Annotated in this window: 16 protein-coding genes and 1 tRNA gene; 14 read left to right on the top strand and 3 right to left on the bottom strand. The window is 40.4% G+C overall.

Annotation, left to right across the window (positions count from 1 at the left end):
• Nucleotides 1-81 precede the first annotated feature (81 nt).
• From AC4E96_RS12990 to AC4E96_RS12940, 11 genes are all read left to right on the top strand, one after another.
• Nucleotides 82-777 carry a DNA alkylation repair protein gene (locus AC4E96_RS12990; RefSeq protein WP_490256119.1) on the top strand — a complete coding sequence of 232 codons (696 nt, stop codon included), beginning with the start codon at nt 82-84 and terminating at the stop codon, nt 775-777.
• Between the two features lie 115 nt (nt 778-892).
• The gene (locus AC4E96_RS12985) at nt 893-2,158 is read left to right on the top strand and encodes a S41 family peptidase (RefSeq protein ID WP_490256118.1); all 1,266 of its coding nucleotides are present in this window, start codon (nt 893-895) and stop codon (nt 2,156-2,158) included.
• A gap of 195 nt (nt 2,159-2,353) precedes the next feature.
• Entirely contained in the window at nt 2,354-2,740 is a 387-nt protein-coding gene (locus AC4E96_RS12980) for a hypothetical protein (protein WP_490256117.1), read from the top strand.
• 232 nt (nt 2,741-2,972) lie between these two features.
• Nucleotides 2,973-3,470 (top strand): hypothetical protein, encoded by a 498-nt coding sequence (locus AC4E96_RS12975; protein WP_490256116.1) that lies wholly within the window; start codon nt 2,973-2,975, stop codon nt 3,468-3,470.
• A 297-nt stretch (nt 3,471-3,767) separates the two neighbouring features.
• Nucleotides 3,768-6,149: a DUF4238 domain-containing protein gene (locus tag AC4E96_RS12970; protein ID WP_490256115.1), complete on the top strand. Its 2,382-nt coding sequence runs from the start codon at nt 3,768-3,770 to the stop codon at nt 6,147-6,149.
• Between the two features lie 156 nt (nt 6,150-6,305).
• A complete protein-coding gene (locus AC4E96_RS12965) occupies nt 6,306-6,569 on the top strand; it encodes a hypothetical protein (protein ID WP_490256114.1) in 264 nt (87 codons plus the stop codon).
• A 236-nt stretch (nt 6,570-6,805) separates the two neighbouring features.
• Nucleotides 6,806-7,264 carry a hypothetical protein gene (locus AC4E96_RS12960; protein ID WP_490256113.1) on the top strand — a complete coding sequence of 153 codons (459 nt, stop codon included), beginning with the start codon at nt 6,806-6,808 and terminating at the stop codon, nt 7,262-7,264.
• A gap of 56 nt (nt 7,265-7,320) precedes the next feature.
• A complete protein-coding gene (locus AC4E96_RS12955; RefSeq protein ID WP_490256112.1) occupies nt 7,321-8,478 on the top strand; it encodes an esterase in 1,158 nt (385 codons plus the stop codon).
• Between the two features lie 114 nt (nt 8,479-8,592).
• Complete coding sequence (locus tag AC4E96_RS12950) at nt 8,593-9,030, top strand: GNAT family N-acetyltransferase (protein WP_490256111.1); 438 nt, start codon at nt 8,593-8,595, stop codon at nt 9,028-9,030.
• A gap of 59 nt (nt 9,031-9,089) precedes the next feature.
• A complete protein-coding gene (locus AC4E96_RS12945; protein ID WP_490256110.1) occupies nt 9,090-9,884 on the top strand; it encodes a hypothetical protein in 795 nt (264 codons plus the stop codon).
• 90 nt (nt 9,885-9,974) lie between these two features.
• The gene (locus AC4E96_RS12940) at nt 9,975-10,466 is read left to right on the top strand and encodes a GNAT family N-acetyltransferase (protein ID WP_490256109.1); all 492 of its coding nucleotides are present in this window, start codon (nt 9,975-9,977) and stop codon (nt 10,464-10,466) included.
• A 26-nt stretch (nt 10,467-10,492) separates the two neighbouring features.
• Here the strand turns inward: AC4E96_RS12940 and AC4E96_RS12935 are convergent, their stop codons facing one another.
• The 3 genes from AC4E96_RS12935 to rnhA all read right to left on the bottom strand — a co-directional run bounded on the left by AC4E96_RS12935 (nt 10,493) and on the right by rnhA (nt 11,666).
• Nucleotides 10,493-10,942, bottom strand: a complete 450-nt coding sequence (locus tag AC4E96_RS12935) for a VF530 family protein (RefSeq protein WP_490256108.1) — start codon at nt 10,940-10,942, stop codon at nt 10,493-10,495.
• 66 nt (nt 10,943-11,008) lie between these two features.
• Entirely contained in the window at nt 11,009-11,089 is an 81-nt protein-coding gene (locus AC4E96_RS12930; RefSeq protein WP_488034261.1) for an SEC-C metal-binding domain-containing protein, read from the bottom strand.
• A gap of 118 nt (nt 11,090-11,207) precedes the next feature.
• The gene (rnhA, locus tag AC4E96_RS12925) at nt 11,208-11,666 is read right to left on the bottom strand and encodes a ribonuclease HI (protein ID WP_490256107.1); all 459 of its coding nucleotides are present in this window, start codon (nt 11,664-11,666) and stop codon (nt 11,208-11,210) included.
• An 81-nt stretch (nt 11,667-11,747) separates the two neighbouring features.
• Between rnhA and dnaQ the strand changes: the two genes are divergently transcribed.
• The 3 genes from dnaQ (at nt 11,748) to AC4E96_RS12910 (ending at nt 14,176) form a co-directional block, all read left to right on the top strand.
• Nucleotides 11,748-12,455 carry a DNA polymerase III subunit epsilon gene (dnaQ, locus tag AC4E96_RS12920; protein WP_488034258.1) on the top strand — a complete coding sequence of 236 codons (708 nt, stop codon included), beginning with the start codon at nt 11,748-11,750 and terminating at the stop codon, nt 12,453-12,455.
• Between the two features lie 119 nt (nt 12,456-12,574).
• Nucleotides 12,575-13,990: a TIGR03503 family protein gene (locus AC4E96_RS12915; protein WP_488034257.1), complete on the top strand. Its 1,416-nt coding sequence runs from the start codon at nt 12,575-12,577 to the stop codon at nt 13,988-13,990.
• Between the two features lie 109 nt (nt 13,991-14,099).
• Nucleotides 14,100-14,176 (top strand) — tRNA-Asp (locus AC4E96_RS12910).
• Nucleotides 14,177-14,273: the final 97 nt, after the last annotated feature.

Genomic DNA, 14,273 nt, shown 5'->3' with positions numbered 1-14,273 from the left:
AAAAATGTATGTCCAAGTTAGAAAGTCTAAGTAAGATGGGCATGTAACGAGTCGACGACTCGATTGATAACGAGGCCTCCCATGAATGTGGATCAAGTTTTTGAGTTATTAGAGCAAAACAAAAATGAACGTGGCATTGCCAATTGGAACAAGTTAACAAACCAAGGCGGAATGAGAAGCTTCGGTATAGGTTTAACGGTTCAGCGCAAACTCGCCAAACAAATTGGCCGCAATCGAGAATTGGCTCATCAGTTGTGGCAGTCGGATTGTTACGACGCAAGAGTTATTGGTTTGCTGATTGACGATCCAAAACAAATCACTAGAGAACAAGCAGAGCGTCAAGTTGATGAATTAAATGGTGGCATGTTAAGCCACGTGTTTTCTTCTTGTGACGCGACACTCGCAAAATCACCCGTTGCATTTGACGTTGCCAAAGACTGGTTGGAAAGTGACATCGATGTGAGAAAAAGCTGTGCTTATGGCTTGGTGTACGAACTGTCCAAAAAGAACTCAAAGAAAATTGATAAAGAGTTTTATTTTTCGGTGCTCGATAAAATCGAACAAACCTACGCAAATGAATCTAAAAAAGTCTTATTAGCAATGGGCGGCGCAATGTTAGGCATTGGTAAGCGCAGTGCCCAGCTTAATCAAGCGACCCTCAAACTGGCGCAGGATATTGGTCCGATTGACTTTAATGAAGACGGGCAAAAGTGTGATCCGTTGGACGTCGTAAAGCACTTAACTAGCGATTATTTAAAAAAGAAGTTAGGTCTTTAGTAAAAGTGGGCTTTTAAATTAGCGAACAAATAAAAGAAGCTTTATAAGTCAATATAAGTTCCACATTGCACCAGAAATAAATGGGAAAGCATTGGGTTAGAGGGAAATTATGGCAATGAAAAATACAGTCTGGTTGTTAATCATACCCGTCATCTTTTTGGCAAGTTGCGGAAAAGCAAGCAAAGAAGCGGACTTTAACCCAAACAGTGCTTGGCAAGAGCTTGAAAAAGTACTCAACGGTCATTATGCATATCTAGAGCGCGAAGACTTAAACACGCTGGAGCTATTCTCTGATTTTAAAGTTCAAGCGCTAAAAACTAAAAATGAACAAGAATTTCAGGATGTTGCTCAAATGCTCCTGAGGCATTTTTACGATCCTCACTTAAACCTAGGCCCTTACAACAATGCTGATTATAGTGTTTTTCCGACAGGTTCTGATATTAGGGCTCTCCAAACAGACAATAAGTTTATTATCGAAGATGTAAAGGCAGAATCTGACGCTGACAGAGTTGGTGTTAAGCCGGGTTTAGAAATTATTAAAGTTGATGGTGTTCCTGTTGCAAAAGCACTCGAAGACTTATTTGGAAAAACATTAGAGCAACTTTCGCTAAAGCAAATAAATTATGGCGTCAATGTCGTACTAGGTGGAATTAGAAACCAAAAGCGAGTGCTGGAGGTCAGGACTGACATCGGTGTTAAAACAATTGAGTTAGCATCGAGCTACCAATGGCTAGATGAAACAGAAAAGGGGCCCGCGTTAAGTTACAAGAAGTTGGATAATATTGGTTATATTCGATTTAACAATTCTCTTGGCAATTCTGCGACAATAGACATGTTTAAAGCTGCAGTAATTGACCTGTTAGAAACGGATGCTTTAATTATAGATCTTAGAAATACACCAAGTGGCGGAAATACAGGTGTTGCCGAGCCTATTATGGGGCACTTTGTAGATAAAAAAGCGGCCTATCAACGCTACCAAGTACAGGAAGAAGGACTGCTTTATTATCAAGCCAAAATGAAAACGGCGTATGTAGAGCCAACCCTTCCACATTACAACAAGCCTTTCGTAGTATTGGCAGGCCGATGGACCGGGAGCATGGGAGAGGGGATGACTATTGGTCTAGATGCTATTGGTGCAACAGCGATAATTGGTGCTCCCATGGCTGATCTTTTAGGTGGCATAAAAACAGTGACGCTGGAAGAAAGTAACACATGGTTGGAGTTGGGATTCGAGCGCCTTTACCATATAAATAATTCGTTCAGAGAAGACTTCACACCTAATATTCTTATAAATCCAGCCGACCGAGACGTAGGTGGTCGCGATCCTGCTTTAACGCGTGCTATGGTCTTTTTAAATGATAAGGTTTTAAACTCTTTGTAAAGATTTCTAAAAGTCAAACTAGCAATGGGCTCCTTTTAAAAGCCTCGTGGTCAATAATTTTGTTCTAAAAGTCGAAGGTTTTGTTGATTAACTACTTGTTATAACGAGAGTATCTGTTAGTTTTATTCAAATATTTTAACCGCTACGAGGCCACAGTAGCTCATTGCAATAACAAACTTACGGAAAGCAAAACAGTTGGCTAAAACATTTCTAACACTATTTTCAGCACTCTTTTTATTGTCAGCCTGCACGACAGGGCAGTTGTATTACACAAAACCAACAGGTGAGCGTGTGTTAGCTTGTAATGTAGAGTTTGTTGGCTTGCCGAGTGTCGACAAGTATGCAGTCGAGTATGCATTGAGTTTATGCGCGAGGGACTCCTTGAAAAGGGGTTATACTATCGACAAAGACCAAGAATACCTTCTTACATTAAATCTTCAAATTCCAACACCTCAATGTGGAAAAGCATGGAATCACGACTACGCCAGTGAGGAGTACAAGGCTGAAAACCTGTCAGCAAAAGAGTATGGCTATATTGTAGCTCATATTGATTTGGGCTTGGCGGTAGTGAATGAATGTTAAATTGGAATGGTCACAACTTTACTTGACACTTTTCACGACAGGGCGTGGCGAATCCTCATAGGCTGCTTTGTACGTGTTGCGGACACTCAGGGGCAATCAAAACTAGATCTGCTATGAGCGAACAACGGACAGTCGCTTTCTCCATCGAAAACAAAGAGTCAATTTTTAGAGGGAAGTAAGTGTTAGTATGAGATATAAATAAAAGCGGTTGGGCAACTCAACGAGGATACGTGTGAAAAAATTCAGTCTACTATTTTTTTTGTTATTTCAGTTTCATGTAATTGGTAAAGAAAACTCTTGTTTGGCTGAAAACTTAATGTTTCAGGATCAAGATAAAATGGGGTTCAAACCATTATATCTGGGTATGAAGGTATCTGATCAAACTGTAGGGTTTAAATTTGATACCCCCTCAAAAGTAGGCGAACACTGCGGCGCTTATAGCGCAACTTATACTGATGAGAACGGTTCTATTTGGGTTGTGCTCAATCATGAAAAAATTATTATAGACTTGATGATTACCGCCCAACAGAGTAAATGTGCAAGAGATGCTGTTATAGAAAAAGCCAAGAATATATTCTTGGATTTAAAATACTCAGAGCCTCTCCACTACAAACTCCCAGAGTCTGAAAATAAAAGTCCAATCTATACTATTGGCAATCCAGTACAAGGTATTCTTTTGGTTAAACCTAGATGGGGAGTTAGTATTGGAAAAAGTTATTGTATTGATTAACGTAGCCTAACTAGAGACTATGGCTCAAGTGCTAGTTGATGCCATTTTTGTTAAGTTCGGCTGCGTACGTGTTTCGGACACTCAGGGACAATCAAAACTAGATCTGCTATGAGCGAACAAGGGACGGCGACAGTCATCTAGTGTTATTTACTCAATTCTAAAAACAGACGCTGAGCTAGCTCATTGTTGACCCAAAACATGTGAGCGATGTTTCCTATATTGTTGGAAACCTGTTCTCTTAACATTGAATTTTTGTTATTAACCCCAATTTATTAAAGAGTTAAGAACGGAGGCAGGATGGCAACTAAAGATAATCATTACATTCCACAATGGTATCAAAAAGGTTTCATGAGTGAGCGTGATAACCAAATCTGTCATTTAACTCGTAGGGAGTTTCCGCTACCGAATGGTGAGCTTAAGGTGAAAACATTTCAAAAATGGCATACACCTGCTCAACGTTTCTACGGCGAACATCTATACTCAACGTTCCTAGGCGAAGAAGTAAACGATGACATAGAACGGAACTTATTTGGTCCAATCGATGATAATGGTTCCAGAGCAATTCGTGCATTTCTGACAGATGATCAGACTGAGTGGCATAACAATTTTGAAGATTTCTTCACCTACTTAGACGCTCAGAAACTCAGAACACCTAAAGGTTTGGATTGGATTCGAAGTAAATATTCTGAACTAAACCAGTTGCAGTTAATGAATGAAATGCAGTCGTTACGTAGCATGCATTGTACGTTGTGGGCCGAAGGCGTTCGAGAGTTGGTCTCAGCTGAAGATTCGGAAGTAAAATTCATAGTTTCAGATCACCCAATCACAGTTTACAATTATGCTTGTTCGCCTGATTCTGAGTTATGTGAATATCCAAATGACCCTGATATCTCTTTAAAGGGTTCTCAAACGATTTTCCCGTTAGATAAAAATCGCTGCCTGATTTTGACAAACCTTGAATATGCTCAAGATCCTGAAAATACAAATCCAATTGAGCAACGTACTAATGCGAACCGTATGCGTCGAAGTATGGTAAATACAATTGAGTTTATCAATACACGTAAGCTAACTGCTGATGACATTACAAAGATAAACCATATTATTAAGTGTAGATCCAAAGACTCTGTTGCAGCAGGCAAAGAGGAGTGGCTATATCCGGAACGCACTATTACTGGTGATTGGGCAGAGTTGAGGCACGTATTACTCCCACCTAAAAATCAGCTCTACCGTTATGGCGGAGAAATGTATGCTCATTTTGAAGATGGGTCAGTCCACTATCAGGATGCTGTTGGCAGAACGACCCCACACAACGAATTTCTGAATAAAGATATTGATGAAGCCCAATTAGGCCGTAACGATCTCTGTGGTTGTGGTAGCGGTAAAAAATACAAAAACTGCTGTCGTAACGTTTCTCAGGAATTACGCACAACATGGAGTGTTGCCAGCATCCGAGAGAGGCACTTGGCATTTTGTAATTGCATCCGTGATGTTTTGGGGCTCGATAAAGGGAAAACGTGGCTAGATGTCAGGAAAGAACTGTCGGATGACCAAATTAAGAGAATCTATGGATTCTATGCAGTATTATGGCCTCGTGAAACCGACATTTACTCTCTACTACCTAAATCTGACGGCAAGTTTAGAGGTTTGTACACTGGTCCAATAGATGTTCGGACAATTGGTATTAGTGCATTGCCAATGGCATCCATGTTTGATGAGTTTTTGGTTGAGATTCCAGTGACCAATCCTAACAATGTTAGGCCAGAATTTAGTCCAATAGAGAATCCAGCTAAATACAAGTACCAAGCCTTAAAAGATTTCATGTTCATGCTCCAATTGGAGCCGTATATTGGTTTTGGGTTGGTTAATCTGATTCCTGACCCAAGCGAGTTCGATTTGTCTCTCATGGGAGCAATGATGGAGATGGCCAGAGAACGTGGTGATCGGCAAGAGATTCTGAATGAGCAGGATCATCAGTTGTACTACAGATTATTTACCGAAGACTTATTGAACTCTACGGCTATGATGCCAAAAGAAGCGAGAGTTCAGTTTTTGATTAGAGAGTTAGGCTTAGACCAAGATGATGCCACTCAAACAATTGACACATTAAATTTGGCTGCTGAGGCTTCACCATTTGTAATGCTTCAACAAGTCGAATTGAGAGATAGTGGGCAATTCCAGCATTTCCGCATGGGCCCTAACTATGAAATGGCATTGCTAATTGCTCAAGTAACGGGCTCTGTACTGGTTACAGACAGCGGCACAAGGTGGCAGGAATTGATGTCAGCTCAGCATAGAACGCAAGGAATAGTGTCCTATCCATGGAGTAATGCTCATACTCCGTTTAGTGTGCTGCCGATTGACGAACCTTTCTTACATACATTCCGAAAATCTCAAGGTATTTTTTCTACTGCTCGGAATTGGCTTAAGACCACGGACCGGATGGTACAAGAAAATAACCATAATACTGCTCAACTGACCCGGTTAGCAGGACAGGCCTCCGACTTTGCAAATCGACTAGCTCGGCACAACGCTGAACCTTTGCGAATGGAACGGTTTAGAATTTCAAGTCCTGAAGGTGGATTTTATGATGCTAATGTACAGCGGTTGCTGGCTCGCTCTAGCTGTTTGAGTTATGACAGAAGTGTTCGGTCTGTTTGTGGTATTGGAATTCAAGATTGATTCCTCAGAAGGTTTTTGAATGAAAGTAACAAGCAGAGCAAACCTCATCTAAACTGTTCTTGTCCAAAAGTGATTTGAGTGGCAGTCCGTTATTTTGATTCTATTAGTTTAATAACATATTAATTGAACGACTGCTCATGGCACAAGGAAGAAATTATGAAGTTTGAAGAAATTAGGTGTCCAGTTAAAACTTGTTATGGTTGGGTTTCGTCAGTTGACGATTTTTGGGGTTGTGGCAGTTGCGGCACCGTCTGGAACAATTTAGAAAGCCTGTTTAGCGAGATTGAATTAATAATATCTAAATACAGTTATCGGGGACAAGTTTACACAAAGAGTGGCACTATGTATTTACCTGTGGACCTCGATGATGAACCTGAAGACTACGAAGAAATGGTATTCGCAGAGTGGGAAGAAAATTAGATTTTGAACGGCTGCTGTTGGCACAAAGCAGACCCATAAAAGCTTCAACACCACCGTCCGTTCCTTGTTGATAGCAATAGTTCGCTCTTTAGTTGAGGAATGTCAGATTTGGTTTAACCCAAATTCCAAAACAGTAAGATCAATGTATGAGTCAGTACACTTAAAGTCTTTTTTTTTGAAAATCGGGTGTTAGTATGGTGCTTGATTTTTAACCAAAGGATAAGCGAGAAGTGTTTATGAAAAAAGGATTTTTAATTGCTTGTATCGCGGCATTTTTGCTTCTAAACGAAGACTTAAACCACTTAATAGTAATGCTTGTTGTTGGGGACTTTGAATTCGCGGATGCGTGGTTCAAAACATTTAAAACATTTAGTATCCAGTCTGCATTAATTGTTGGTTGTTTTCGCTTAATTCCTTTCATTCTTTTGTTGGTGTGGGCAGTTTACACTGACATGTTGGAGAATTTAAAAGGCAAAGTGGCACTGTGGGCTAGTTTAGTCGTATCAACCGCGGTTATATTTGACGGTTATTGGGCTATAACTGAGGCGTTGTACACTGATGCTCATGCCTCATCTACCTCAGCTATAGGATATATTTGGACGCCTGTTATAGCATTATTCTGTTCCTTAATCATGTTTCTGATTGTTCAGCTTGTGTTTTGGCTAAAAGAGTTGGTTCAGAAGCGAGCTCAATAAGAGTCTAAAAAGCTTTACGTGTATGTCCCAAGATATAAAAAGAATAAAGGAACTGTATGAAATACATAATGCTGCTGTTACTTTCAATATCGATGCAATGTTTGGCAGTTGATATTGAAAGTTTAAACCCTGTAGAGACGATTGAAGTTAAACCTGAAGGGTTTAAATCTCCGATAAAGTATAACATTACGCTTCCTCACAAATATCAAGAAGAAGTAAACAAAAACTACTTTGTGCTTTTTGATATGCACCCGAGAAGCCAGCCCCTTATTAGTGGTATGCACGATTGGTTGAGTCACAACGGCGAATGGCCTTGGCTAAAAACCATTGTTGTTACACCTGCCGGTTATAACGCCGAATTTGCAAGCGTGTTTAAAGACTTAGTCGCTAATCCAAGTAACCAACGCATTTTAGATATTCTTCAACAGGGCATATTGAAAAAAGTGGATGAAAATTACCGAACAAATGGTTTTAGAATATTTAGTGGTTTTATGGGGAATGGTGCGCTTGGTCTGTACACGCTTTTGAATAGACCAAATATGTTTGATGCCTACTTAATTGCAAGCCCAACGCTAAACAATGACTTTGGTGGTATTTTAACTGAAGCACCGACTAAGTTAGACGTTCAGTACAACCGTATGAAGTTTCTTTATATGGCAATAGGTAACCATAATTATGAACAAGCCCATATAGATGGATTTAAGCAATTTGAAAGTTACTTAGCCAAGCGAGCTAACTCTAAACTAACCTGGCACTCAAATAACTCTGAAGACCATTATTATATGTCCCGGCCGGTAGTAACCCTTCTGAATGGAATTGAAGCCTTATTTGACGATATCCATAACGATTTATCGGCTAACTCGGAGGTTTCAAAGCGTGGCGTAGAGGCAATAATTGCTCATTACGACCACCTGTCAAAACACAAATATGGTTTTGAGGTATCAGCAGAAGGGTCATTGAAGTCTCTTGCCAAATCCAAAGCGACTACAAATCCAAATGAGGCCCTGGAGATTTATATCAAGGTCACAGAGCTTTACCCCGATTCAGCATATGCACACGCTTCTTTAGCGAAAGCGCTTGCAGATCAAGGGGACGTAAAAAAAGCCATAAGTGTTCAATCGATTGCGATAGAAAAGTCTAAATCTATGAATCAATGGCATCAAAATAAACACAAACAGTATCTTGATGAGTTTAAAAGCATGTTGAAAAACTAAGCTTGCCCCCGATCGTTTAAGCGAGGGGTAAATCTTACAAATCAAAACTTTGATTTCAAATAGCGGCAGCTGTACGCTAACAAACTGATATGAGGTTACGTTGAGCAAAAGTTAATGTTAGAAATTGCCGAAACGAGAGATCTAGCAGAAGCTGCGCAGATTACGTTTAATAATATGATTCCTTACTACGAAAAGTACGGTGTTGATTGGGATGAAAAGGACGTTTATCAGGCGACTGAAGGGCTTCTGAATTTTGATGTTCTAAAAAACGGGCAAGTCGTAGGTGTTTTGCGGCTTTCTTTTGAAGAGGAACGTTGCCAACTTCGGGATATTCAGATTGGCGAAGAACACCAAAATAAAGGTTACGGTAAAGAGGTTATATCTCTAGTTAAAGAAATTGCGAGGCAACGAGGCCACTCAATAATTGAGCTTAAGGTTTTTCAATGCAGCCCGGCATTTGAGTTATATAAACGCGTAGGGTTTGAAGTAGAGCGAAAAGACGATCGGTTTTACTACATGAACTTAACTATTGAGCCACACCTCGTTCCGTAATATAAATGACAAAAAACAAACAAAAATAATAAGAATAAATTCTTCAACGGAGTGATCACATGAAAAACTTGGCTATCATAATTTTACTCGCTTTAGGTCTCGTAGGCTGCGACAAAGACGCGTCAGAAGTAGAGAATGACGCCACAATTCGATTAAGTGTTGAGGTGTATAATTCTATTCGTTATTCATCTGAAAAGGATACAAACTTTACATTTAAGCTTTATGAAGAGTCGTTAAACAAAGGTAGTGGAACAAAGCAAAGCAGACATATTCAAGTCAGCACACCAGGCACTTTCACCTTAGAGTTAGATGGCGTCTCACATGATTTGTCAGATTACTATTACTCTGGATCATCGATTTACGGTGGTGACGGAAGTTATTCATTTGACCTTTATGATGTTGGTCAAAGCGTTAAGTCGGTGAAGGTTAACCTGAACCTCAACGGTAAACAGTATCGCTTTAACACATCACTGCCAAGACACACAGTGATTACAAACTATGCACAATTGTCTGAGGAATTTGATCCGCTCAACGATGATATTCTTATCGATTGGGGCGCAACAGATTTACCTTTAACCATTGAAGGCCAACAAAATGTTTATTCAAATGACAAACAGTATTGTGCAAAAGATACGTATTCGTACACTGCTCCAGTAGGCATTTTGTCTCACAATATAACCAATGATGCTTTGACTCAGGGCTGCGACGAATTCACTCAGGACTTAAGGGAAATAAATACAGAAGTTACTATTACGCAAAAAACGTCAGACTTATCTTTTAAATCCACTGGATTTGATAGTGTCTCCATCGTTTTTGAAAATAGATACCGCTGGAGTGAAACGACGAAGTATTAATTAAAAGCAGGCTAGGTTTAGTAGCGTGTCGTCTAATAGTTAGTCACTCCGTTGTTTAAAGTTAGAGATAGTTTTATTTAAAAGAATTCAATGATTGCGCTTCGAGATTTTGCCGAAAATGACTTAGATAGACTAGTATCGATTTTAAATAACGAGTCGGTCACGAAGTTCCTGTCTACCAAAATTCCGTCTCCGTATACGCGAGAGGACGCCAAATGGTGGGTCACAGAGGGCAGTAAGGGTGATTTGGTAAAAGCCATTACTTTTAATGGTGAGTTTGCTGGCTGTATCGGAGTGAGTCGTGGCGAATTTGAGTACCAAAAGTCCGGTGAAATTGGCTATTGGATTGCAGAAGAGTATTGGCGCAAGGGCATAGCATCTGCTGCACTTCAGAAAATGACTGCTCATGTATTTGAAAATACTGATATAGTGCGCATTTTCGCAGCCGTATTCTCAGGCAATAATGCGTCTATGTCATTATTAATGAGATCGGGATTTGTACAAGAGGCGGTTTTGCAAAAAGCCATTTTCAAAAATGGAAAGTTCTACAATAATCATATCTTTACTAAACTGAAGGTATAAAAAGACCTGACTTAAGTTAAGTCGTGCTAGATTTTACCCCATGGCGATTTGTAATTTGATTGTCCCCACGGGTTGTCACGAGTAGAGGCTTTTTGACGCATGGCTCGTTCGCGGTTCTTTTTCTGCTTGTTGTACTTGATACGCTCCGCGTCTTCCAGACTTAACTCTTTTGGTGCGCGAGGCTTGTTCCCATCAGGCACAATACGATCGCGAGGAGGCAAGTCATATTGGTCATCACTTGGTTTTGGTAAATTTTTAAGTTTGTACATGTAAAAAGCTTCAACCGCTTCTTTTGCCCATTGTGTCTTATTTAAAAACTTACAACTCGACGCTATGCTCGGCTTGGTTTTAAAACAATTGATATTGATGTACGCGCCAAGGATTTCCCAGCCGTAGTGTTCGACAAGTTCATTTAAAATCACTTCTAAGCTTTTGCCATGGAGTGGGTTATTTTCGTATATGTTTTTTTCGCTCATGATGAACCTGTCAAAAATTTAAAATAGAGGTCGTAAAATGATAGGTGTTAATAGTGATTTAACCTATCACCCGCAGCACTTCTTGTATTTTTTGCCGCTAGCACAAAGACACGGCTCATTGCATGATGGTGTTTTGCGAAAAGACACATTGCGTTACTTTTTAAAGATTAAAGATGCGTTATGTCTTTTATGATTGGCGCAGTATACCACATTTGTAATGCAGAAAGGCTTATGACTGCCGTTTATTGATAGAGATAGAGAATTCCTATTTAAAACCAACGTCTTCTAACAAGTCACTAGACTCGGCCGCCGCACGAGCTAAATCATCGACCAATTCGTTTTCAGGATGACCACTGTGACCCTTTACCCAATGCCACTCGATTTGGTGTGGCTGAACGGCTTCGTCGAGTTTCTTCCATAGGTCTACGTTCTTGACGGGTTGTTTAGAAGCGGTTTTCCAACCATTTTTCTTCCAGTTTTTAATCCACTTGGTGATTCCGTCTTTGACGTAATTGCTATCAGTTGTTAAATCTACTTTGCAAGGTTGACTCAAAGCGCCCAAGCCTTCGATTACGGCAAGCAGTTCCATGCGGTTGTTTGTGGTGTTTTTGAAACCTTGGCTGAGTTCTTTTTTGTGACCGTTATATACCAATAACGCACCATAACCGCCTGGGCCCGGGTTTCCGAGACAAGAACCATCCGTGTATAACTGCACTGATTTCATAAATAGATTATTCCTATGGGTGATTTTGCAATTAATAACAGAGTATACTCTAATTATCATTTGCAATTAATACAGTTTCTCATGCCAAAAAGACAAATCATTCTCGATACTGAAACAACGGGTATCGATCCTCGACAAGGTCACCGAATCATCGAAATCGGTTGTATTGAAATGGTCAATCGCCGCCTAACGGGAAACAATTTCCATATTTATATCAATCCACAACGTGAAATTGAAGATGAAGCCATTGGTGTTCACGGTATTACCAATGAGTTTTTGAGAGACAAACCGCTATTTAGAGATATAGCCGATGAATTTTTTGACTATATTAGAGGAGCGGAACTGGTTATACACAACGCGCCGTTCGATATCGGTCACATGGATAATGAATTTGCAATGTTATGGCAAGATTGGACTCAGACTGCAGATTTCTGCGCAGTGGTCGATACACTTGTCATGGCACGGGATAAACATCCAGGCCAAAAGAACAGCCTAGATGCTTTGTGTCGCAGATACGAAATAGATAACTCACATCGAATGCTTCACGGGGCTTTGCTCGATTCCGAAATTTTGGCAGATGTGTACTTGCGTATGACAGGTGGTCAGGTTGCAATGGATTTGGCCCATCAACTTAAGTCACAAGCCCAAGGTTCAGAAGGGCTTGAAGTTGTTCCAAGGAATTTAAAAGTAATCACCGCATCAGAAGATGAGCTTTTGGCTCACGAAGAGCGGTTGGACATAATAGAAAAAGAGGGTGGATCTCCACTGTGGCGTACTTCTCTAGAATAAAAAAGATTGCACAATTAACTAATCACATCAAGGCTGGCCTATGTTCCACTGAGGGCAGCCGGCGCTTCAATGAGGTATGGCTTGCTACTCTATGCCTATTCTCGTCTCTCGCTATAATAGTGCCAGCGCCAAGTCTAGCTGCCTATGCATTCCCAAAAACAAGTCTACCGACGGTCGTTGACCCTACCAAAGCACAAACGCAAGCCAAGCTCGAAGTCCTTAAAAAGTTTAAAGGCGAGAATCAAATCAAGCTTTTGAACAATCGCTTTAGAGTAGATTATCAAGTTGACGAGATTTTGTTACTGCTTATTAGAAAACATGGTGCGCCACCTGCCATTCTCGTTAGACCTGACGGTTCTAAGTTGTATTACACAGATATGGAAACCAATGAAGTAAAATGGCACGCAGATGTTAGTTATGACCTGATTCGACTTCGAAACCCTATGCCAGGCCCATGGCAAGCGCTGGGTAAAATTGAAGATGATAGCAAAATCATGGTGCTGTCGGATGTGCAGTTGCAAGTCGAAAATTTACCACAGCAAGTTTTTCAATCAGAGCGAATTAAAGCGCAAGCGTCCATTTTAAATGCAGGGGACATGATCAAAGACCCGGCGATTCGTGACGTGGTTAGCTTACGAGCCTATTTGTATTCTACCAATGAAGCTGAGATGCCTAACTTTGGTGCCAGTATTTATAAGCTTGGCGAGTTTTACGATGATGGCCGGTTATTAGACGAGCGTCCAAGAGATGGTAAGTTTACGGTTCAATATGACTTTAACTGTGAAGTCGGGAATTGGACGCCGACATTTAGGGCTCAAGCTGAGTTGTTTACAAGAGAAGTCATTCACGATCCTATTGCCGTATTGCCAAACCCAATTAGTTTTGAAGTAAAGGTAGCAGCGCCAGAAGAGAAGTATCATGTTGTGACGGTTAAGGTGAATGATGAGTATTTAGATGATGCTTCATTAGTTTTCCAAGGTACGATTACGTTTCCTAATATGGAAGTTGAAACCTTTCATTTTAATAAAGGTCAAGAACGCGAGCTAAATGTATTCCAGAACGAATTTGGTTTATTCGAAATTAAAGCGGATGTGTTTGGTTCTGATAAGACTGGGCGTGAGTTTATGCTCTCGTCACCTGCGTTTACCTTTATTACTGAACCACCTGAGATAGTGGTACCTGGTGACGTTGCCTCTGATGATGGGAATAATGAAGTTGAGTCTGGCGTTAATAGCATGTCTGATGGCTTGGATATTGGCTCAAACTCGGCCAAGGCTGCTGAAGAAGAGCCGGAAGAAGTTAATGTAGGACTGATCATTACCCTTAACTTACTTATTTTTATCGTTGGTTTTGTCTTGATTTGGGTATTGGTGCTCAATAAACCCATTCCAAATCCAATGAAATACCTAAAATTTAAAAAGAAAGCTAAAACTGATGAACCCGAAGCTTCTGAAAATAAAGAAAAAGAGGACAAAAAAGCACCAAAAACAGAAGGTTCTGATGATATTTTAGACCTTTCTTTGCCAGATGATTAGAAACTAAGCAAAAGAATCACTTTTTTAAAAAAAGAGGTTGACGGTTGTGAATTCAAACTTTAATATTCGCGCCGTTGTTTAGGGAAACAGACAACAAAGCGAATCAATTGGAGCGGTAGTTCAGTTGGTTAGAATACCGGCCTGTCACGCCGGGGGTCGCGAGTTCGAGTCTCGTCCGTTCCGCCAATCGCTTTGAAGTCAGTCAACCAAAACAATATAAGTTAAGCTGGAGCGGTAGTTCAGTTGGTTAGAATACCGGCCTGTCACGCCGGGGGTCGCGAGT

The sequence above is a fragment of the Psychrosphaera sp. genome (genome assembly GCF_982872775.1).
The sequence above is the reverse complement of the archived record's forward strand: the minus strand, read 5'-3'. Positions and strand labels throughout refer to the sequence as shown.